The 21,515-nt window shown below is 70.3% G+C and carries 19 protein-coding genes; 8 read left to right on the forward strand and 11 right to left on the reverse strand.

Features of this window, described 5'->3' with window-relative positions; genetic code table 11:
* Positions 1-356: 356 nt before the first annotated feature.
* The 3 genes from QPJ90_RS00430 to dapE are packed head-to-tail and all read right to left on the reverse strand — an operon-like array spanning position 357 to position 2,904.
* The gene (locus QPJ90_RS00430) at positions 357-584 is read right to left on the reverse strand and encodes a hypothetical protein (protein WP_290132506.1); all 228 of its coding nucleotides are present in this window, start codon (positions 582-584) and stop codon (positions 357-359) included.
* Complete coding sequence (locus tag QPJ90_RS00435) at positions 581-1,837, reverse strand: hypothetical protein (protein ID WP_290132507.1); 1,257 nt, start codon at positions 1,835-1,837, stop codon at positions 581-583. Before QPJ90_RS00435 ends, QPJ90_RS00430 begins: the two co-directional genes overlap by 4 nt.
* On the reverse strand, positions 1,822-2,904 hold the full coding sequence (dapE, locus tag QPJ90_RS00440; RefSeq protein ID WP_290132508.1) for a succinyl-diaminopimelate desuccinylase: 1,083 nt from the start codon (positions 2,902-2,904) through the stop codon (positions 1,822-1,824). Before dapE ends, QPJ90_RS00435 begins: the two co-directional genes overlap by 16 nt.
* Positions 2,905-3,115: 211 nt before the next feature.
* On the opposite strand from dapE, the gene dapD reads away from it, so the two are divergent.
* Both dapD and QPJ90_RS00450 read left to right on the forward strand, forming a co-directional pair.
* Positions 3,116-4,081, forward strand: a complete 966-nt coding sequence (gene dapD / locus QPJ90_RS00445) for a 2,3,4,5-tetrahydropyridine-2,6-dicarboxylate N-succinyltransferase (RefSeq protein ID WP_290132509.1) — start codon at positions 3,116-3,118, stop codon at positions 4,079-4,081.
* A gap of 9 nt (positions 4,082-4,090) precedes the next feature.
* Complete coding sequence (locus QPJ90_RS00450; RefSeq protein WP_290132510.1) at positions 4,091-4,885, forward strand: alpha/beta hydrolase fold domain-containing protein; 795 nt, start codon at positions 4,091-4,093, stop codon at positions 4,883-4,885.
* Positions 4,886-5,038: 153 nt separating this feature from the next.
* On the opposite strand, the gene QPJ90_RS00455 is transcribed toward QPJ90_RS00450, so the two are convergent.
* The 7 genes from QPJ90_RS00455 to typA all read right to left on the reverse strand — a co-directional run bounded on the left by QPJ90_RS00455 (position 5,039) and on the right by typA (position 13,103).
* Entirely contained in the window at positions 5,039-6,337 is a 1,299-nt protein-coding gene (locus QPJ90_RS00455; protein WP_290134278.1) for a citrate synthase, read from the reverse strand.
* A gap of 198 nt (positions 6,338-6,535) precedes the next feature.
* Positions 6,536-7,663, reverse strand: a complete 1,128-nt coding sequence (gene dapC / locus QPJ90_RS00460; RefSeq protein WP_290132511.1) for a succinyldiaminopimelate transaminase — start codon at positions 7,661-7,663, stop codon at positions 6,536-6,538.
* Between the two features lie 13 nt (positions 7,664-7,676).
* Positions 7,677-7,994, reverse strand: coding sequence for a ferredoxin (fdxA, locus tag QPJ90_RS00465; protein WP_071292706.1), 318 nt, complete (start codon positions 7,992-7,994; stop codon positions 7,677-7,679).
* Between the two features lie 9 nt (positions 7,995-8,003).
* Positions 8,004-9,236, reverse strand: a complete 1,233-nt coding sequence (locus tag QPJ90_RS00470; protein WP_290132512.1) for a PIG-L family deacetylase — start codon at positions 9,234-9,236, stop codon at positions 8,004-8,006.
* Between the two features lie 25 nt (positions 9,237-9,261).
* Complete coding sequence (locus tag QPJ90_RS00475; RefSeq protein ID WP_290132513.1) at positions 9,262-9,804, reverse strand: hypothetical protein; 543 nt, start codon at positions 9,802-9,804, stop codon at positions 9,262-9,264.
* Positions 9,805-9,874: 70 nt separating this feature from the next.
* Positions 9,875-11,068, reverse strand: coding sequence for an amidohydrolase (locus tag QPJ90_RS00480; RefSeq protein WP_290132514.1), 1,194 nt, complete (start codon positions 11,066-11,068; stop codon positions 9,875-9,877).
* A 112-nt stretch (positions 11,069-11,180) separates the two neighbouring features.
* A complete protein-coding gene (typA, locus tag QPJ90_RS00485; RefSeq protein ID WP_290132515.1) occupies positions 11,181-13,103 on the reverse strand; it encodes a translational GTPase TypA in 1,923 nt (640 codons plus the stop codon).
* Between the two features lie 125 nt (positions 13,104-13,228).
* On the opposite strand from typA, the gene QPJ90_RS00490 reads away from it, so the two are divergent.
* The 3 genes from QPJ90_RS00490 (at position 13,229) to QPJ90_RS00500 (ending at position 15,376) form a co-directional block, all read left to right on the forward strand.
* Positions 13,229-13,978 (forward strand): CPBP family intramembrane glutamic endopeptidase, encoded by a 750-nt coding sequence (locus QPJ90_RS00490; RefSeq protein ID WP_290132516.1) that lies wholly within the window; start codon positions 13,229-13,231, stop codon positions 13,976-13,978.
* 165 nt (positions 13,979-14,143) lie between these two features.
* Positions 14,144-14,623: a peroxiredoxin gene (locus QPJ90_RS00495; RefSeq protein ID WP_290132517.1), complete on the forward strand. Its 480-nt coding sequence runs from the start codon at positions 14,144-14,146 to the stop codon at positions 14,621-14,623.
* 213 nt (positions 14,624-14,836) lie between these two features.
* On the forward strand, positions 14,837-15,376 hold the full coding sequence (locus QPJ90_RS00500) for a PH domain-containing protein (RefSeq protein ID WP_290132518.1): 540 nt from the start codon (positions 14,837-14,839) through the stop codon (positions 15,374-15,376).
* A gap of 81 nt (positions 15,377-15,457) precedes the next feature.
* Here QPJ90_RS00500 and QPJ90_RS00505 read toward each other — a convergent pair whose 3' ends face one another.
* Positions 15,458-17,170, reverse strand: a complete 1,713-nt coding sequence (locus QPJ90_RS00505; protein WP_290132519.1) for an ABC transporter family substrate-binding protein — start codon at positions 17,168-17,170, stop codon at positions 15,458-15,460.
* Positions 17,171-17,429: 259 nt separating this feature from the next.
* On the opposite strand from QPJ90_RS00505, the gene QPJ90_RS00510 reads away from it, so the two are divergent.
* From QPJ90_RS00510 to QPJ90_RS00520, 3 genes are read left to right on the forward strand one after another with little or no spacing between them, the layout of a single operon-like run.
* Positions 17,430-18,410, forward strand: coding sequence for an ABC transporter permease (locus tag QPJ90_RS00510; protein ID WP_290132520.1), 981 nt, complete (start codon positions 17,430-17,432; stop codon positions 18,408-18,410).
* A 3-nt stretch (positions 18,411-18,413) separates the two neighbouring features.
* Positions 18,414-19,352: an ABC transporter permease gene (locus QPJ90_RS00515; RefSeq protein WP_290132521.1), complete on the forward strand. Its 939-nt coding sequence runs from the start codon at positions 18,414-18,416 to the stop codon at positions 19,350-19,352.
* A complete protein-coding gene (locus tag QPJ90_RS00520) occupies positions 19,345-21,492 on the forward strand; it encodes a dipeptide ABC transporter ATP-binding protein (protein ID WP_290132522.1) in 2,148 nt (715 codons plus the stop codon). The genes QPJ90_RS00515 and QPJ90_RS00520 overlap by 8 nt, the downstream gene beginning before the upstream one ends.
* The last annotated feature ends 23 nt before the right edge of the window (positions 21,493-21,515 follow it).

A 21,515-nucleotide genomic window follows, 5' to 3' on the forward strand; every position in this document is an offset into this window, starting at 1 on the left:
CTCCGAGGCGGCAAGGCGCACTGGTCTAGGTTCGGACCATGACGAAGCCAGGCCCGGCAGAGCCGCGGGACGAGCCGAGTCGTTCGGGCGCAGCGACCATGTTGGTGTTGGGCATCGTCTCGCTCGGTGTCGCTCTGCTGTTCGTGATCACGAACCACCCCTACGCACCCGCCGGGCGAAGTCAGCTTCCAGGGGTCGTCCTGGCGGCCGTCGCAGCCGTCGCAGGGATCGTCTGCATCGCGCTCGGTATTCGAGGACTCGTCCGTCTCCGGGGCACCCGTTGAGGCGCGACGAGCCGGGCGTCCGGTGACCGATCGGCTTCTGCCGCCTTCGGAGCCAGCTGTCGGTCGACCCTCCTACCGCTTGCCGGTGTGACGGCCCCGGAGCACGACGAAGGTCACGACGATCGCCAGACCAACGGCCAGGATGAGGACGCCGGAGAGGTGGCCCTCGAGTCGTGCCAGGAAGGACCCCGCCGCGAACAGGGCAAGGCCGAACGCGAACAGGACCCACAGCCAGGCGGGTGTGCGACGGCTCGGGTCCCGATCATCAGGTCGTGAGCACCGCCGGACGGCACCGATCACGGCGGCGTCCAGTCGTAGCCGTCCACCCACCAGTTCGCGTACAGCCACACCCACTGCAGCACGAGGGCGACGACGACCAGCACCACCCGGTACACCCGGGACCGCGGCAGCGCCACGACCGCGAGCAGCGGCGCGATCGGCATGAGGATGCGCCAGGTGCTCGACTGCGGGAAGAACACCGCGAGGAGGTAGACGACGTACGCCACGACCCACAGGCGTAGCTCGAGCCCCACCCGACGTGCCGCGGGCACCCACACGAGGAACGCGATCGCGGCGAGGCCGAGCGGGATCGCGAGCGCTGCCGGCCAGCCGCCGGGGTAGCGCAGCCACCACGAGAACCCCTCGACCCAGGGCGAGAACGGCAGGAGTTCCCCCCAGCCGACGTACGATGACCGCCAGGCGAGCTCGGTGTCGGTGTAGGCCTTCGGCACGCCGGTGACGGCCCAGGCGATCGCCGGCCACGCCAGCCCGACGAGCCCGGACACGACGGCGACCACGAGCGGGGGCAGACCGGTGCGGAGCGTGGGTCGAGCGCCCTCGCGGACCCAGGCGGGACGGAACCACCACACGGCCAGGAACAGCGCGAGGAAGAACGCGAACGCCAACCCCGTCGGCCGCGTCATGCCGAGCAGGAGCACCACCGGCAGCATCGTCCACCAGCGACGGTCCACCGCGAGCAGCAGTGCGACGAAGAGGAGGAACAGCCCCATCGACTCGGCGTAGGCGACCTGGAACATGACCGAGGTCGGCGCGACGCAGAGCAGCACCGTGGCGAACGTCGCCCGCGGCGCATCGAGGAAGCGTCCGACGAGCCGCCGGAAGACCAGCGCGGCGCCGAGGCCCGCTACGAGGGACACCGAGACCGCCACGGCCTCGAACGACGCCCCCGTGAGCAGCATGAGACCGCGCACGAGGAACGGGTAGGCGGGCATGAACGCCCACGCGTTCTCGGTGACGTGTCCGGCGGCGTCCACCGGCAGCGCCGACGGGTACCCGCCGGTGGCGATGACGCGGTACCAGGCACCGTCCCAGATCGCGGCGAACGACAGGTACGACGGGTGGTCCGACGTGAAGGAGTTCGCCGACTGCACGGCCGCGAAGCCCTGCATCATCGCGCCGGTCACGATCCGCGCGAGGACGTAGACGACGGTGATCCGGGCCCACCACGGCACCGCTCGGTAGCGGGCTCGCCACCGGACGGCTGCGTCGGACCGGGAGCGGAGGGTCCCGCCGGTGGTCAGGCGGTCAGCCACCGACGGAGGCCGTCCTCGACCGAGATGATCTGCGCGAGCGGCACCTGCTCGTCGTCGTGGTGCGCGAAGACGGGCTCGCCCGGGCCGTAGTTGACCGCGGGCACGCCGAGCGCCGAGAAGCGCGCGACGTCGGTCCAGCCGTACTTCGGCCGGGGCGCCGGACCGCCGACCGCGGCGACGAACTCCTGCGCGAGCGGCGCGTCGAGGCCAGGGCGAGCTCCGGCGGCGAGGTCGACGATCTGCACGTCGTACCCGTCGAAGAGTTCGCGGATGTGCGCGACGGCCTCGTCCGCACTGCGGGAGGGCGCGAACCGGTAGTTCACGTGGACCATGGCTTCGTCCGGGATGACGTTGCCCGCGATCCCGCCGGAGATGCCCACAGCGTTCAGCCCCTCGCGGTAGTCGAGTCCGTCGACCGTCACCGTACGCGGCTCGTACGCGGCGAGTGTCGCGAGGATCGGCGCTGTCTTGTGGATCGCGTTGTCGCCGATCCAGCTCCGGGCGCTGTGCGACCGCTTGCCGAACGTACGGATCTCCGCACGGAGGTTGCCGTTGCACCCGCCCTCGATCTGCGCACCGGACGGTTCGCCGAGGATCGCGAAGTCACCGGCCAGGAGCTCCGGTCGGGTCCGCGCGAGTCGGCCGAGACCGTTCAGCGAGTCGCTGACCTCTTCGTGGTCGTAGAAGACCCAGGTCACGTCGTTGGTCGGCTCGGCGAGGTCGTACGCGAGCTTGAGCTGCACGGCGACGCCGGCCTTCATGTCCACCGTGCCGCGGCCCCAGAGGATCTCGGTGCCGTCCTCCGTCGTGCGGAACTCGGTGGGCAGGTTGTCGTTCAGCGGCACGGTGTCGATGTGCCCGGCGATGACGACGCGGCGGTCACGGCCGAGGTTCGTCCGCGCCACGATCGCGTCGCCGTCCCGGACGACCTCGAGGTGCGGCAGCGGCGTGAGCGCCGCCTCGACGGCGTCGGCGAGCGCGCCCTCGTTGCCCGACACCGACTCGATGTCGCAGATGGCGCGCGTGATGTCGATGGACGAGGCGGTGAGGTCGAGCTGCTCCGGCATGCGGGCAGCCTACCGGCCGACCCTTGCCGGTCGCCGCCGAGCCGGCCGCCCCGTGGACGGCGAGGGATCCGTTCACAGGGGCGTGCCTCCAGGCCGGTGCGGAGGCGCGGATCCCGTTCCGCGCGTGCCGGACGGGAGGCCCGTGGCGCGTTCTCCACAGGCCGTCCGGCCGGACGGTGGTCGCCGCTCGCACCTCGCTACCCTTGTCCACGTGACCGACACGACCGCCTCCGCCCGCCCGACCACCGCCTGGGGCCACGGCCTCGCGACGATCGCCGCCGACGGCACGACGCTCGACACCTGGTACCCGCAGACGCACCTCGGCGCGCGGCCGTCCGACGCCGCCTTCCCCGAGGAACTGCTGGCACACGTCGGCGACGACCCGCGTCGCGCCGTCCGGATCGAGGCGGTCACCACCGAGGTCACGATCGACGCGGCCCCGACGAGCACCCCGGACGCCTACCTCCGGCTGCACCTGCTCAGTCACCTGCACGTCCGCCCGAACGAGGTCAACCTCGACGGTGTCTTCGCGCACCTGCCGATCGTCGCGTGGACGAACGCCGGCCCCGTCTCCCCAACCGACCTCACGCGCCTGCGTCCGTCCCTCCAGCGTGCGGGCATCGCGGTGCACGCGATCGACAAGTTCCCGCGCCTGGTCGACTACGTCGTGCCCGACCGTGTGCGCATCGGCGACGCGAACCGGGTCCGTCTCGGCGCGCACCTCGCCCCCGGCACCACGGTCATGCACGAGGGCTTCGTGAACTTCAACGCCGGCACCCTCGGCGACGCGATGATCGAGGGGCGCGTGTCCCAGGGCGTCGTCGTCGGCGACGGCACGGACATCGGTGGCGGAGCCTCCATCATGGGCACGCTCTCCGGCGGCGGGACGCACCGGGTGTCGCTCGGCGCACGGGCGCTCCTCGGCGCCAACGCGGGTCTCGGGATCTCCCTCGGCGACGACTCCGTGGTCGAGGCCGGCCTCTACGTGACCGCAGGCACCAAGGTCGTCCTCGTCGGTGCCGCCCCGAACCCGGACGGCACCCCGAAGACCGTCAAGGCCGCGGAGCTCTCGGGCACCCCGAACGTGCTGTTCCGCCGCAACTCGGTCACCGGTGCGGTCGAGGCCCTCCAGCGGCAGGGCCAGGGCATCCAGCTGAACACCGCCCTGCACGCCTAGCCGATGCCCGTGGGGGCGACGATCGAGGGCCCACACGGTCCGGTCCCGGTCCGGCGCCACGGGTCGGGATCTGCGGTCACCCTCGTGTGGCTGCACGGCGGCGGGTTCTTCCGCGGCGACCTCGACCTCCCCGAGTCACACGCGGTGGCGACGACCCTGGCGGACCGCGGGATCGACGCGGTCACGGTCGACTACCGTCTCGCACCGTTGCCCGGCCTGCCGTTCGTCGGGCGCCGTGGGCCCCGCGGCCGGCAGCGTCACCCGGTCGCCGCTGACGACGTCCGCGCCGTGCTGACGGCCTTCCGAACCCTGGACGAACGACCGCTGCTCCTCGGCGGAGCGAGCGCCGGAGCGTGCCTCGCCGCGGCCGTCACCCGGACGCTGCCTGCGGAGTCCCGACCCGACGGCCTGTTCCTGGCCTACGGCTTCTTCCACGCAGTGACCCCGCGCGACCCCGCCGTCACCCGCTCCGTCCGCGGCCATCGTCGCGTGACCCACCACCCCGCGCTGCTCGACCGGGCGAACCGCAACTTCGTGGGGCGCGGGGCCCCGACGGAGACCGCGTTCCCCGGAGGGCAGGACCTGACGGGGTTCCCGCCCGTCCTGATGGTGGACGCCGAACACGACTCAATGCGTCCGTCCGGGGATCGGTTCGTGACGGAACTGCGGACCGCCGGTGTCGACGTCGAACGACACGTGCTGTCGGGTGCCCGGCACGCATTCCTCAACCGTCCGGGCACGCCGGACTCGGACACCGCCCTCGACCTCGTGACCGCCTGGGCGCTGACGCAGCCCACCCGCTAGCCGCGGGTCACGGCGCCTCGCGTCCGGCGTGTCCGCCGCGTCCGAGCCGCCGGCCTGCTTGTGGAGTCGAACCAGAAAAGCGACATCGAACCGACTCGCGTTGCCGGTTCGATGTCGCTTTCGCGGTTCGAAGACGACGAGATGCCCCGCGGCTCAGCGCGCCGGCAGGTCCCGCTCGGGGTACCCCACGTACAGCTGCTGCGGGCGCCCGATCTTGTTCAGCGGGTCGTTGTTGAGCTCCCGCCACTGGGCGATCCAGCCCGGAAGCCGCCCGATCGCGAACAGGACGGTGAACATCCGCGGCGGGAAACCCATCGCCTTGTAGATGATGCCCGTGTAGAAGTCGACGTTCGGGTAGAGCTTGCGGCTGACGAAGTACTCGTCCTCGAGTGCGATGCCCTCGAGCTCCATCGCGATGTCGAGTAGATCGTCCTGCACGCCGAGCGCCTCGAGCACCTCGTGCGCGGACTCCTTCACGAGCTTGGCACGCGGGTCGTAGTTCTTGTAGACGCGGTGCCCGAAGCCCATGAGCTTCACCCCGCGCTCCTTGTTCTTCACCCGCTCGACGAAGCGCGACACCGGCTCGCCGGAGTCCTTGATCTGCTGGAGCATCTCGAGCACGGCCTCGTTCGCTCCGCCGTGCAGCGGACCGTAGAGCGCGTTGATGCCCGCGGAGATCGACGCGAACATGTTCGCCTTCGTGGAGCCGACGAGCCGCACGGTCGCGGTCGAGGCGTTCTGCTCGTGGTCCTCGTGCAGGATGAGCAGCCGCTCGAGCGCCTTGGAGAGCACCGGGTTCGGCTCGTACGTCTCGGCCATGGTGCCGAAGTTCAGCCGGAGGAAGTTGTCGACGAACGACAGCGAGTTGTCCGGGTACAGGAACGCCTGCCCGATCGACTTCTTGTGCGCGTACGCGGCGATCACCGGGAGCTTCGCGAGCAGCCGCACGGTCTGCAGCTCGACCTTCTCCGGATCGTCGACGCTCATGTCGTCCTCGTAGTAGGTCGACAGGGCGCTGACGGCGCTCGACAGGACCGACATCGGGTGCGCCGAGTGCGGGAGGGCGTCGAACAGACGACGGAGGTCCTCGTGCAGCAGCGTGTGGCGGCGGATGCGGGCGTCGAAGGACTCGAGCTCGGCGGCTGTCGGCAGCTCGCCGTAGATGAGGAGCCAGGCGACCTCGAGGAAGGTGCAGTTCGACGCGACCTGGTCGATCGGGTAGCCGCGGTAGCGCAGGATCCCCTGGTCGCCGTCGATGTACGTGATCGCGCTCTTCGTCGAGCCGGTGTTCACGAAGCCGTAGTCGAGGGTGTTCATCCCCGTCTGCTTCTTGAAGGTCGAGATGTCCACGGTGGACGCGCCGTCGACGCTCGGCAGGATCGGAAACTCCGCCGAGCCGCCCGGGAACGTCAGCGTCGCGGTCTCGGTCTGCTGTTCCGCAGCCGGGCTCACGGGGACGGGCGTGGTGGGCGGTGTGGCCGTCTTCTGAGCGTCGTTGGCAGTGTCAGTCACGGTGACAGCCTAATCGCGCCCACTGTCGGTCGTGCACACCCAGGTGCTCCGGGATTGGTGGGAACCACGGATTGCGCTGGTAGCGCACTGCGTGGTGGCGACTGCCGGGAGGCACGACACCCGCCCGACGGGCACCGTTCAGTCCGCGTCCACCCGGCTGGTGCGTCGCGCACTCGCGAGCCGCTGCGCGGCCGCGGCGATGCGCTCGTCGGTCGCGGTGAGGGCCACACGGACGTGCTCGGCCCCGGCGGGACCGTAGAACGTCCCGGGGGCGACGAGGATCCCGCGGTCGGCGAGCCACGCGACGGTGTCGAGCGCGGGCTCACCGCGGGTCGCCCAGAGGTAGAGTCCGGCCTCGCTGTGGTCGACACGGAAGCCGGCGCCGTCGAGTGCCCGTCGGAGCATGTTCCGGCGCGCCCGGTACCGCGCCTTCTGCTGCTGCACGTGCGTCTCGTCCTCGAGCGCGACGATCATCGCCTGCTGCACCGGCAGCGGCGGCATCATCCCGGTGTGCTTGCGGACCGCGAGGACCTCGGCGAGCAACTCGGCGTCGCCGGCCACGAACGCGGCGCGGTACCCGGCGAGGTTCGACTGCTTCGAGAGCGAGTACACGCTGAGGGCGCCCGAGACCGAGTCGCCGACGACGCGCGGGTCGAGGATGGTCGGCGTCGGCGCGGTGTCGTACGGCGGCTCCCACCCGAGTTCGGCGTAGCACTCGTCGCCGACGATCACGGCGCCGAGCTCGCGGGCACGTTCGACCGCGGCCCGTAGCTGCTCGATCGACAGAACGCGACCGTCGGGGTTCCCCGGGGAGTTCAGCCACACGAGCTTCGTCGTCGCCGGCCACGCAGCGGGGTCGTCCGAGGCGAGTGCGGTTGCGCCGACGAGGGCAGCACCGAGCTCGTACGTGGGGTAGGCGGCCTCCGGGAAGACGACGGTGTCACCGCGGCCGATGCCGAGCCAGAGCGCGAGTCCGGCGATGAACTCCTTCGAGCCGATCGTCGGGAGGACCTGCTCGGCCGTGAGCGTCACGCCCTGCCGGCGGCCGTACCAGTCGGCGATCGCCTCGCGCAGGGCCGGGGTGCCGGCGACCTGCGGGTAGGCGTGCGCGTCGGTGGCCTCGGCGAGGGCGCGGCGGACGAGCTCGGGCGTCGGGTCGACGGGCGAGCCGACACTGAGGTCGACGATGCCGCCCTCGACGGCTGCTGCGCGCTGCTTGAACGGGACGAGCTGGTCCCAGGGGAAGTCGGGGAGGTCGAGCGCCACGGGCGGGTCCGGGTCAGCCGCGCGGGGGCTCGGCGAGGACGACCGGGTGGTCCTTGTGGATCACTCCGACCTTCGCGGCGCCGCCGGGCGAGCCCACCTCTTCGAAGAACTCGACGTTGGCCTTGTAGTAGTCGGCCCACTCCTCGGGGAGGTCGTCCTCGTAGTAGATCGCCTCCACCGGGCAGACCGGCTCGCAGGCTCCGCAGTCGACGCACTCGTCGGGGTGGATGTACAGCGAGCGGTCGCCCTCGTAGATGCAGTCGACCGGGCACTCGTCGATGCAGGCGCGGTCCTTGACGTCCACACAGGGCTGAGCGATCACGTACGTCACGGGTCGATCCTACTCGCGGCCCTGGGCGGATCCGGACAGGCCGGCAGCCGACCCCGCCGCCCCGGGGGTGGACTCCGCTGGCACGGCGGCCGCGCGCCCCGGACGACGGGTGTCGCCGAAGTCCGGCCAGACGAGCACGACGAACGCGACGGCCGTCGGCGCGATCATCCACGTGTAGCCCGCGGCGTTCGCGAGCACGAGCTGGAGCAGGAAGGTCGTCGCGAGCGCGATGCCGAGCCAGACCGCCACGACGAGCACCCGCGAGCGGTACAGCAGTCGGATGCCCGCGAGCAGCCCGACCACGACGAGCGTCGGCAGGAAGACGCCGATCGGGAACGTGCCGATCGTCTGCTGGTGGGTGACGGAGCCCAGGCCACCCGCGACGAGTCCGAGCACGAACGACACGACGACCGCGGTGGCCTTGCCCTGCGGCGAGAACTCGGCGAAGGTCTGCGGTGCCGGTGGCAACGGGTCGGCGTCGTGGCGGAAGGCCTCGACGGCGGGGGCGTGCTGCCGTTCGCCGTGCGGCATCATCCACGAGAGCGCGATCGGGTCGGACGGGTCGACCGGGTCCACCGTCAGCTGTGAGCGGTACTGCTCGAGCGCCGCACGGACCTTCGCCCGCACCGGGAGGACGTCGACGGTCAGGTCGGCCTGCCCGGACTCCGGCGTGACGATCATCGAGAAGGGGACCTCCTCGGCGCGCGCCGCGTACCGGGCCGCGTGGTGCACCCGCACGTGGTCGGGGTGTCCGTAGCCGCCGTCGTCGGCGTAGCTCACGACGGCGTCCGCCATCGTCGACCGGATCGCGGCACGGACGTCGTCCACGACCTCGCCGAGGTCGGCCATCGTGAGCGAGTCCGCCGGGGCGTCGTCGGCGGCCGTCGCGCGTCCGTCCGGTCCCCACTGCATCCCCGAGTCGGCGTACCGACGCTCGGGCAGGTCGGTCGGGCGCGCTCCCGCTCCCCCGAGCCAGAGGTGCGCCGGGCCACCGAGTGCGGCCAGCGCCGCGGCGATCTCTCCCTCGCGGTGGGCGGCGACACGGGGGCCGTCGCCCTCGAGCGGCGCGAGCTCGGCGGTCAGCATCGCGCCCCGCCCGCCGCGGGTCGCCGTGAGGACGGTGACCTCGGCGCCGAGCTCGAGCAGGGTGGCGATCGTCCCGCCCGACACGAGGGTCTCGTCGTCGGGGTGGGCATGCACGAACAGGACGCGCTCTGGGCGGGTGACGGGGGCCTCGGACATCGGTGCCCAGCGTACGGGACGGCCCCTACCGCGGGGTCACGATGTAGGTCGCGGTGACCCCGGCGTCGGTCTTCGCGAACGTCAGGACGACGCGGTACCCGTCGCTCCGGAACAGGCCGAACGCGCTCGTCGAGTCCGCCCGCTTCACCGACTCGGTGTACCCGGCACCGGTCAGGGCGTCGGCCGCGGCCTGGAACTCGTCGACCGACCCGACCCGGACCTGTGCGACCCAGCCGGAACCGTCCGGGCCCGATCCCCCGCCGAGGACCGTTCCGTCGACGAGCGGCACGTCCTTCGTCGGGAACCCGTCCGGCAGCTGCCCGTCCGAGGTCACCTTCGCACCCTTGAGCGCCGTGTCGAGCGCCCCGTCGATGCCGCCGGCGACCGAGGCCATGCCGTCCTGGATCGCCTTGCCGTCGATGCCCTGCACCGCGCTCGACACGTCCGACGCGACCGACGAACCGAGGTCGGTCGCCTGACGGACGGTGTCGGAGGAGCAGCCGCTCAGCCCGGCGAGGGCGATGCCGGCAGCGACGGCGGCGATCAGGGTGCGGGTCGGGGTGCGCATGCGCAGCACCCTAGATGGTCCGACGGGAGGCCCGGCGGACGTTCGCTGTGAACCTCCCGTCCGGCGACGGTCAGGCCAGGTACGCGCGCGCCGCGGCCACGGCCGCGTCCACGCCGACCGGGATCGACGTCTCGGCCTGCGGTGCGTAGAAGGGCGAGTGGTTGCTCGGGATCTCCTGCCCGGTGCGGAAGAGCTCCGGGTCGGTGATGCCGGTGAACCAGTACACGATCGGCACGCCCGCGGCGGTGGCGAGCTGTCCGACGTCCTCCGACGCCATCGCCAGGCCCGACTCGAGGTCGATGGCGTTCGGCACGGCGTCGCGGACGGCGGCGAGGACCTTCGCGGCCTGCTCCGGGTCGTTCACGAGGACGTCGGCACCCGGCGCGCGCTCGATCGTCGGCTCGGGCAGCCCACCCGCCTCGCTCTCGGCGCGGACGATCCGCTCGATCGACGCGATGATCCGGCCGCGGGTCTCCTCGTTGCGGGCGCGGGTGGAGATCTCGATCACCGCCTGGTCGGGGATGATGTTCGCCCGCGTCCCCGCGTGGAACGAGCCGACCGTGACCACGCCGGCGTCGCTCGGGGCGACCTCGCGCGACACGACGGTCTGCAGCCGGACCACGGCCGAGGCCGCGGTGACGACCGGGTCGAGGGAGGCCTGCGGCGCCGACCCGTGGGCACCGCGGCCGTTGAACGTCACCGTCAGCCGGTCGCTCGACGCCATCACCGGACCGGAGCCCACGGCGACGGTGCCGACCGGGGCGGGCGCGGAGTGCTGCCCGAGGACGACGTCGGGCGCCGGGAAGCGCTCGACGAGGCCGTCGTCGATCATCGCGCGGGCGCCGGAGATGACCTCCTCCGCCGGCTGGAACACGCCGACGACGGTGCCGTGCCACTCGTCCGTGGTCGACACGAGCCGCTCGAGCGTGCCGAGGAGCCAGGTCACGTGGATGTCGTGCCCGCAGGCGTGCATGGTCGCGACCGTGGCGCCGGACTCGTCCTGCCCGGTGTGCTCGCTCGCGTACGGCAGGCCGGTGCGCTCCTGCACGGGCAGTCCGTCCATGTCGGCGCGGAGCCAGATCGTCGGACCCTCGCCGTTGTGCAGCACGGCGACGACGCCCGTGCCGCCGACGCCCGTCGTGACCTCGACACCGGACAGCTCCGCGAGCCGCTCGGCGATCACCCCCGCGGTCCGGTGCTCCTGGAAGCCGAGCTCCGGGTGTGCGTGGAGGTCCTGGTAGATGGCAAGCAGATCGAACGTCACGCAGACCACCGTACAACCGCGCCGTGACACGACCGCGGCCCGGCCACCTCGACGAGGTGACCGGGCCGTCGGACGGAGGGCGCGCCTCCCGGCTGCTGCCGTGTCCTGCTGCTCAGGCGTCCTGGCGCTTGAGGCGGGCGTACGCACGCTGGCGCGCCTGCGCGTCCAGCTCCACCTTGCGGATGCGGACCGCGTCGGGGGTGACCTCGACGCACTCGTCCTCGCGCGCGAACTCGAGGCACTCCTCGAGCGACAGCTGCCGCGACGGGGTCATCGACTCGAAGGTGTCGGCCGTCGACGAACGCATGTTCGTCAGCTTCTTCTCCTTCGTGATGTTCACGTCCATGTCGTCGGCGCGCGAGTTCTCGCCGATGACCATGCCCTCGTAGACCTCCTCCGTCGGGTTGACGAAGAACGTCATCCGCTCCTGGAGGTTCGTGATGGCGAACGGCGTGACGACACCGGAGCGGTCGGACACGATCGAGCCGTTGATGCGGGTCTGGATCGAACCGGCCCACTCGCCGTAGCCGTGCGAGATCGCGTTGGCGATGCCGGTGCCGCGGGTCTCGGTGAGGAACGACGTGCGGAAGCCGATCAGGCCGCGCGACGGCACGATGAACTCCATGCGGATCCACCCGGTGCCGTGGTTCACCATGTTCTCCATGCGGCCCTTGCGGGCGGCCATGAGCTGGGTGATGGCGCCGAGGTGCTCCTCCGGCGTGTCGATCGTCATGTGCTCGTACGGCTCGAGGAGCTTGCCGTTCTCGTCACGCTTGGTGACGACCTGCGGCTTGCCGACCGTGAGCTCGTAGCCCTCGCGGCGCATCTGCTCGACGAGGATCGCCAGCGCGAGCTCGCCGCGGCCCTGGACCTCCCACGCGTCGGGGCGGCCGATGTCCTGGACCTTGAGCGAGACGTTGCCGACGAGTTCGCGGTCGAGGCGGTCCTTGACCATGCGGGCGGTGAGCTTGTGGCCCTTGACCTTGCCGACGAGCGGGCTGGTGTTCGTGCCGATCGTCATCGAGATCGCCGGGTCGTCGACCGTGATGGTCGGCAGCGGACGGACGTCCTCGGGGTCGGTCAGGGTCTCACCGATGGTGATGTCCTCGAAACCGGCGACGGCGACGATGTCGCCGGGGCCCGCCGACTCGGCCGGGTAGCGGTCGAGCGCCTTCGTGATGAGGAGCTCGGTGATGCGGGCGTTGACGACGCTGCCGTCGTGCTTCACCCAGGCCACGGTCTGGCCCTTCTTCATCGTGCCGTGGAAGATGCGGAGCAGCGCGAGGCGACCGAGGAACGGCGACGCGTCGAGGTTCGTGACGTGCGCCTGCAGCGGGTGCTCGTCGTCGTACGTCGGGGCCGGCACGTGCTGGAGGATCGCTTCGAACAGCGGCTCGAGGTCCTCGTTGTCCGGCAGGCTGCCGTCCTCCGGCTTGTTGCGCGACGCGGCACCGGCGCGACCCGAGGCGTACACCACGGGGACGTCGAGGATGGCGTCGAGGTCGAGGTCGTCGACCTCGTCCGAGAGGTCGGAGGCCAGGCCGAGCAGGAGGTCCTGCGACTCGGAGACGACCTCGTCGATGCGGGAGTCCGGGCGGTCCGTCTTGTTGACGAGCAGGATCACCGGGAGCTTCGCGGCGAGGGCCTTGCGGAGCACGAAGCGGGTCTGGGGCAGCGGACCCTCGGACGCGTCGACGAGCAGCACGACACCGTCGACCATGGAGAGGCCGCGCTCGACCTCACCGCCGAAGTCGGCGTGGCCGGGGGTGTCGATCACGTTGATCGTGATGCGACCACCCGGGTTGAACTCCTCGGCGTGCTTCCCGTTGTAGAGCACCGAGGTGTTCTTCGCGAGGATGGTGATGCCCTTCTCGCGCTCGAGGTCGTTCGAGTCCATCATCCGGTCCTCGCCCTCGAAGTGGGCGTCGAACGAGTTGGTCTGCGTGAGCATCGCGTCGACGAGGGTGGTCTTGCCGTGGTCGACGTGTGCCACGATGGCGACGTTGCGCAGGTCGGACCGGGTGGCGAGCGCCATACAGGACATCCTTCAAGTGTTCGGAGAAGATCGGGCAGCCGGTCGTCGTGGACACATGGCACCCGTGGGCAGAACGCCCGACACGCCAGTCTACCGGTAGTTCGCAACCAGCAGGAGTACAGACCATGAGCCGACGGCGAACGTGGACCGAGATCACGATCGTCCTGTTGCTGTCGCTCGGCGGCAGCGCGCTGTACTCGATCCTCCAGATCATCGACGACCTGTCCCAGACGACGCCGCTCGGGCAGCAGTCCACCGCGCTCAACCAGTCGACGACGACCGTGCAGTACGTCGACCTCGCGCGGCAGCTCGTCGGCATCGCCGTGGACCTCGCCCCGGTCGCGCTCGTCTGCTACCTCCTGTGGAGCACCACGCGCCCGCACCTGTCCCGGCTCGGCATCGACCGCTTCCGGGTGCGTCCGGACCTCGGCGGCGCGGCGCTCATCGCACTGTGCATCGGCATCCCGGGGCTCGCGCTGTACTTCACGGGCAGGGCCCTCGGCTTCACGGTGAACGTCGACCCCGCGGCGCTCGACTCGTACTGGTGGACGATCCCCGTTCTGCTGCTCTCGGCGGTCCGGTCGGGGCTGCAGGAAGAGGTCATCGTCATCGGCTACCTCTACGAGCGACTCGGCGGACTCGGGTGGGGCCGGTGGCAGGTCATCCTCTCCACTGCGGTCCTCCGCGGGAGCTACCACCTGTACCAGGGCTTCGGCGCCTTCGTCGGGAACGCGGTGATGGGCGTCGTGTTCGGGTGGATCTACACGAAGTGGGGCAGGCTCCTCCCTCTGGTCATCACGCACTGCCTGCTCGACGCCGTCGTGTTCGTCGGCTACCCGTGGGTGGCGGCCGCGTTCCCCCAGCTGTTCCGGTGACGGCGGCGCACTGCGCTGACTCGCGCGCACGCTCCGCTGCACCGCGTACCCCCTGTCCGGGCGTCAGCGACCTCACGGACACCGTGCACCCCATTCATGGGGACGCACAGCAGATCCACAGCGCTCCGCGGACAGCGGCGTCGCCGCCGGCCGTACCGTGAGCACATGAGCATCCCCGAGGTCGGCGAACCCGCACCGGCGTTCAGCCTGGCCGGCACCGTCGTCCGCGACGGCACGCGCACCGACGGCGTCTACGACCTCTCCTCGCAGATCGGCCGCACCGTGGTGCTCGCGTTCTACCCGGGCGACGCCACCCCGGTGTGCAGCGCGCAGCTGTGCAGCTACCAGGAGGAACTCGACGACTTCGACGACCTCGGAGCGGTCGTGTGGGGCATCAGCCCGCAGGCGCTCGACTCGCACGAGGCCTTCGCCCGCGGCTCCTCGCTGACCTTCCCGCTCCTGAGCGACCCGTCCGGCGCGGTCGTCCGGTCCTACGGCGTCCGCGCCCCGGGGATCGGTCTCCGTCGGTCGGTCTTCGTCATCGGACCGGACGGCATCGTACGCTGGCGGCACATCGGTCTCGTCGGGCTGCGGTTCCCCAAGGCCGAGGTCATCCGCGAGCAGATCGAGCAACTCGTCTCCTGACGGCGTGTCGATCTCCGGAATCTCCCAGCCTGGGGTATTGACACCCGAACGGGGGTCCGGGGACCATTGGTGGAACGAGAGGTCCACGTAGGACTTGCCTCCCCGGAGAATCGGGTCATCCGGAGATACGCGCCGGTGTGTCACACCCGCTCCCCGGATGTCTCCGGGGAGGCACTCTCGGAACACTCGATCGGTCTCTCCTACGCTGTGTGCGTGACCGTCATCGTCGCGCCCGGGATGCGCGTGCTCGCCCTCGTGCTCTGGGCCGCCTCCGTCGCGCTCGTCCCCCTCGCCCTCGTCGGTGACGGATCGCCCTGGCTCGCCCCGATCCCGAGCGTCTTCATCGCGTTCCTCGCCTGGGCCGTGCTCTGGCGCCCCCGCATCGAACTCACGCCCGACGCACTCCGCGTCGTCGACGTCCGCCGCACCAGCACCTACGCCTGGAAGCGCGTCACCGAGGTCCGGACGAAGTACGGCCTCGAGGTCGTCACCAGCGAGGGCGTTCGCCGCACCTGGATCGCGACACGGCCGACGGCCCGCCTCGCGGCGCACCGGCCGGGAGGCACGGCGCGGCTCACCGTCGACGGTGCGGCCGACGAGGTGCGCGCGATGGTCCCCGCGGCGGCCGTGCAGGACGGCCCGCCCCCGGCGAGCGTCACCGCCGCGCCGATCGCGCACCGGGCGCACGGCTGGTCGGTGCTCGCGCTGATCGTGCTCGGTCTCGTCGGGGCGATGGCGGCCGCACAGCTCTGAGCGCGTTCGACGCTCCGCACACGACGACACCCCCGACGCCGAGGCGCCGGGGGTGTCGTCGTTCGCGGTGCGTGCCGCGGACTACTTCTTGTAGCCCACGTCCTGCCACTTCACCGAGGACTGCTGGAACTGCGCCGGACCGTAGTTCACGAGGTCCTTGCGGACGCCCCACGCGTAGGGCTCCGGGAACAGCGGGATCGTGCCGGCGAGCGAGACGATCACCTTGTCGATCGCGTTCGCGTCCTTGATGCGGGCATCGGCGTCGAGCTCACCGTTCGCGGTGTCCCACAGGCCGCCGAGCGAGTCGTCGGTGATGCCCATGTAGTTCTGGCCCGAGTTCGCCGGGTAGTAGATCGACTTGGTGGACGACACCGGGAACGGCGTGCCCTGCCAGGCGAAGTACGTCGCGTCGAAGTCGCGCGTCGTCGTGGTGATGTACTTGGTGAAGAAGTCGTCGGTCGGCACGGTGTCGATCGTCACCTTGAAGCCGGCGGCCTTGGTCTGCTGCTGCACGAGCTGCGCGATGTTCGCCGAGTTCTGGTTGTCGGACGGGATCACGAAGCGGACCGACAGCGTCTTGCCGCCCTTCGCCGCGTAGCCGTCCGAGCCGATCTTCCAGCCGGCGTCCTCGAGCTTCTGCTTGGCCTTATCGACGCTGTAGCCGTACACGCTGGAGGCGTGGTCGGTGTAACCCTTCTGACCCGGCAGGTAGATGAGGTTGTTGAGCACCGTGACCGGGCTCTTCACCGGCGACAGGATCGCCTGGGCGAGGGTCTGTCGGTTGATCGCCTGCGCGAACGCCTGGCGGACCTCCTTGTCCTTGAAGACGTCGGAGGTGCCGTTCAGGGTGATCTGCCGCTGCGTCGTGCCGAGCGAGCGCTCGATCTTCGAGTCGCTGCGGGTGTTCGCGGTCTTGAAGTTGTCGGCGGAGCCGTTCAGGTTGAACGCGTCGAACTCCTTGTTGGCGTACGCCTGGGCGACACCGTCACGCGACACCGTCTTGAAGACGATCGTGTCGAGCTTCGGCGCGTCGCCCCACCACTTCGCGTTCTTCTCGAACGTGAGGACGCCACCGTTGCTGTCGAACGACTTGACGATGTACGGACCGCCCGAGACGTAGGTCTTGCCGTCGGCCGCGTACGGGCCCTTGGCCCACGCCTTGTTGAAGTGGTCGGGGGTGTCGACGGCCCAGTAGGGGTAGATCGTCCCGAGGACGCTCGGCCAGTCGGCGTTCGTCTTCGAGAACGTCATGACGACGTCACGCTCGTCCGAGCCCTGCTTGACCGACTCGACGTCCTCCCACACGTTGGTGGCGAGGGGCGCGAAGGCCTTGTTGGTCCCGTTGAGGGCCTTCCAGTTGGCCTCGACGTCCTTCTCGGTGATCGGGGTGCCGTCGGACCAGGTGGCCTTCGGGTTGATCTTGATCTCGACGGTCTGCGGGGAGTCCTTCGTCAGCTCGACCGAGGTGGCGAAGTCCTTGTTGACCTCCCACTCGCCGTTCTCCTTGAACTGGATGAACCCAGGCAGGTAGACACCCGAGATGGTGGCGTCGTCGACCGTGCCGGAGTCGAGGTTGCTGACCTGGAAGTTCGCCGGAGCCGAGTCGATCGGCAGCGTGAGTGAGCCGCCGTCCTTGATGTCGCTCCGGTCGGCAGTCGTCCAGCCCGTCGACTTCAGCGTCGACTGGGCGACGGCCGAGCTGCTTCCTCCGGCGTTCCCGCCGCCCGAGCAGCCCGCGAGCACGAGTGCTGCTGCGGCTGCCGTGGCGAGCACGGCCGTCGTCTTGATCCTCATTCGCATGGCGAGGATTCCCTTTCCGTGTGGTTCGCGCCGAGGCGCAGACGCGCGGCAGCCCCCGGCTGACACGCCTGTTGGTGAAGAACCCTGGCACACGTCCACCGTCGAAGCGGGCGTTCGTACGAGATCGAAACATGCTCGTAACGCGGGCCGCATAGCGTCGCTGTCGATCACCCTCCGCGGTCCGGACCCGTTAGCCTGTCCGGACCGAACAACGCCGTCCGGACGGACGGCCGCACCCAAGAGGTCCCCGTACATGCTTGCTTTCCTCGCGAAGCGGATCGTCAACTACGTGATCCTGACGATCGTCGCGACGACCCTCGGTTACATCCTCGCCAGCGCGACGCTCAACCCCGCAGCACGGTTCCTGGGCCGGAACCCCGCGGTTCCCCAGGGCACCATCGACGCGTCGCTCCAGAAGCTCGGCGCCGACCCCAACGTGCCGCTCCTCGTCCGCACCTGGAACTGGTGGGTGAACCTCCTGACGCACGGTTCCCTCGGGATCAGTTCGCGGGGGACCGAGGTCACCGCCGACATCTTCGCCCGGGCCGGCACCAGTCTCCGGCTCCTCGTCATCGGCACGCTGCTCGGTGCGCTCCTCGGCGTGCTGCTCGGCGTCTGGAACGCCGTCCGCCAGTACAAGGCGTCCGACCAGGTCTCGACCTACCTGTCGTTCGCGGTGCTCGCGACCCCGCCGTTCGTCATCGCGGTGGTCCTGATGATCCTCGCGACGACCACGAACAACGCCGTCGGCACACAGGTGATCAGCTTCACCGGCGAGTACACCCCGGGGGTGACGGGGTTCTTCCCGGTCCTCGGCGACCGGCTCGTGCACCTGTTGTTGCCGACGATCTCGCTCACGGTCGGAGCGGTCGCCTCGTACTCCCGGTACCAGCGCTCGGCGATGCTCGACGTCCTGTCCAGCGACTACATCCGGACCGCGCGGTCCAAGGGTCGGACGCGGGCATCCGCCATCATGCGACACGGGGTCCGCGTGGCGCTCATCCCGATGTCGACCTTCTTCGCCTACTCGTTCGGCCTCATTCTGACCGGTGCGAGCATCACCGAGCTGGTCTTCAGCTGGCACGGCATGGGTGAGTACTTCGTCCAGAGCATCAGCAACAACGACATCAACGCGGCAGCCGGCACGATCCTCTTCACGGCGATCCTCGTGCTCATCGCAGGCACCCTCGCGGACCTGCTCTACGCCGCGCTCGACCCGCGAGTGAGGGTGTGACCCGTGTCCGTACTCGACCCCACGACCACGACCACCGCCGGTGACCCCGGCGACGGCAAGGCCGGCGAGCCGGCGCACGTCGTCGAGGTGAAGGGAGGCCGGACGCCGCTCTGGCGCAAGGTGTTCGGCACCTGGCGCGCCCGCATCGGCGGTGGCGCCCTCCTGCTCATCATCCTCTGGGCGTTCGTCGGCCCGTACCTCTACCACTGGAACGCGGTGGACTCGGACGGCCTGGCCTTCGGCATGCCGCCGAGCACGTCGCACTGGTTCGGCACGAACGACATCGGCCAGGACATCTACGCGCAGACGCTCGTCGGCCTGCAGAAGTCGCTGCTCATCGGCCTCATCGCCGGCCCGGCCGCGACCCTCATCGCGGGCATCGTCGGGGCCATCGCGGGCTACTTCGGCGGCTTCGTCGACCGAGCCCTCGTCTGGGGCATCGACCTGCTGCTCGTGATCCCGTCGTTCTACGCCCTGGTGCTCCTCAGCCCGCTGTTCAAGAGCCTCAGCTGGTTGGCGCTCATCATCGGTCTGGCGATCTTCGGCTGGATGATCATGGCGCGCGTGATCCGCGGGCAGACGATGTCGCTGCGCGAGCGCGACTACGTCAAGGCCGCGCGGTTCATGGGCGTGCCGTCGTTCACGATCATCCGTCGGCACATCCTGCCGAACGTCGCGTCGCTGCTCATCATCGACGCCACGCTGGGCGTCGGGGCGATGATCCTGTCCGAGAGCGCCCTGAGCTTCTTCGGCTTCGGCATCCAGGTGCCGGACGTGTCCCTCGGCACCCTGCTCGCCGCCGGCAGCCAGTCCGCGGTCACCCGGCCGTGGCTGTTCGTCCTGCCGGCCGCGACCCTGGTCGCCACCGTCCTCTCCACCAGCCTGCTCGGCGACGCCCTGCGCGACGCCATCGACCCCACCTCTGGAGCCAACCGTGACTGAGCCGCTGCTCACCGTCTCCGACCTCTCCGTCACGTTCAACTCGTCGACGAAGCCCGTGTACGCGGTCCGCGGGGTCGACTACACGGTGAACCAGGGCGAGTTCCTCGGCATCGTCGGCGAGTCCGGTTCGGGCAAGTCGGTGTCGTCGATGGCCGTGATGGGGCTTCTCCCGTCGTCGGCCAAGGTCGAGGGCAGCATCAGGTTCGGCGGTCGTGAGCTCCTCGGGCTGAACGACCGCGAGCTGTCGAAGCTCCGCGGCCGCGACATCGCCATGGTGTTCCAAGACCCCCTGTCGGCCCTGACACCGGTCTACACGATCGGCCAGCAGATCATCGAGGGGCTGCGGCTCCACGACCGGGCGCTCACCCCGCACGCCGCTCGCACCCGCGCCGAGGAGCTCCTGCGCGCCGTCGGCATCCCGAACCCGGCACGACGGCTCGACGCCTTCCCGCACGAGTTCTCCGGCGGCATGCGCCAACGCGCGATGATCGCCATCGCGATCGCGAACGACCCGAAGCTCATCATCGCCGACGAGCCCACCACGGCACTCGACGTGACGATCCAGGCGCAGATCCTCGACGTCCTGCAGAAGGCGAAGGACCTGACCGGTGCCGCCGTCGTCCTCATCACGCACGACCTCGGCGTCGTCGCGGGCAACGCGGACCGGGTCGCGGTGATGTACGCGGGCCGGATCGTGGAGACGGCCCCGGTCGAGCCGCTGTTCCGCGAACCGGTGATGCCGTACACGATCGGCCTGCTGCGGTCGATGCCGAACATGGCGTCGTCGCGAGCCGAGCGCCTCGTGCCGCTCGACGGCCGTCCGCCGCTCCTCACCCAGAAGCCGACCGGCTGCCCGTTCGCCGACCGCTGCCCTGCCGTGCTCGACGCCTGCCGCGAGGGCGAGCCGGCGCTGGTCGCACCGACGGTGGCCTCCAGCGCCGACAACCCGGTCCTGACCGGCACCACGCCGACGATCACGAACGGCTTCCCCGCCGACGAGCACACGGCCGCCTGCATCCGGCGCGACGAGATCGCCGCAGGCACGCTCGCCCGCTCCGAGATCTTCCCCCGCCCCGCGGACGTCCCCGAGGCGTCGATCGACCACGGCGACGAGGTGGTGCTCGAGCTCGACGACGTCGTGAAGACCTTCCCGCTCACCAAGGGCGCCGTCTTCCGCCGCCGGATCGGCGAGGTGCACGCGGTCGACGGCATCTCGCTGACGCTCAAGCGCGGCCAGGTCCTGGGCCTGGTCGGTGAGTCCGGTTGCGGCAAGACGACGACGATCATGGAGATCCTCGAGCTCGCCGGGGCGCAGCAGGGCACGATCAAGGTCAACGGCGTCGACACGAGCACGTTGACGAAGCAGGACCGCCGGGCGCTCCGGAGCGACATCCAGGTCGTCTTCCAGGACCCGATGGCCTCGATCGACCCGCGCCTCGACATCGGCTCCGTCATCGGCGAGCCGCTCACCGTGCACGGGGTCCCGAAGGACGAGATCCGCCGCCGGGTGCGTGACTCGCTCGAACTCGTCGGACTCGAGCCGAGCTACATCGACCGGTATCCGCACGAGTTCTCCGGCGGCCAGCGGCAGCGCATCGGCATCGCCCGGGCACTCATCGTGGAGCCCAAGATCCTCGTGCTCGACGAGCCCGTCTCCGCACTCGACGTGTCCGTGCAGGCCGGCGTCATCAACCTGCTCGAGGACCTCAAGCACCGCCTCGGCCTCTCGTACCTGTTCGTCGCGCACGACCTCTCGGTCGTTCGGCACATCGCCGACGACGTCGCGGTGATGTACCTCGGACGGATCGTCGAGTACGGGGAGGGCGACCGGGTGTTCGACGACCCGCAGCACCCGTACACCCGCGCGTTGCTCTCAGCGGTGCCCGTGCCGGACCCCTCGGCCGAGGCTGCTCGTGGGCGGATCCTGCTCGACGGTGACCTGCCCTCCCCCACGGACCGGATCGAGGGCTGCCGGTTCCGCACCCGGTGCCCGCTCTACCAACTCCTCGATGACGGTCGGCAGCAGCAGTGCCGTTCGGTCGACCCGAGGCTGCAGGACGTGCACGGTCGCGGTGTGGCGTGTGTCCAGACGGACCAGAACCACCTGCTCACGGAGCGCACCGCCGCCGTCACCCGCTGAGCAGACGGGTCGGGCGCGCCCCG

Origin of the sequence: Curtobacterium sp. 458 (assembly GCF_030406605.1) — a bacterium.
Classification (GTDB): Bacteria; Actinomycetota; Actinomycetes; order Actinomycetales; family Microbacteriaceae; genus Curtobacterium.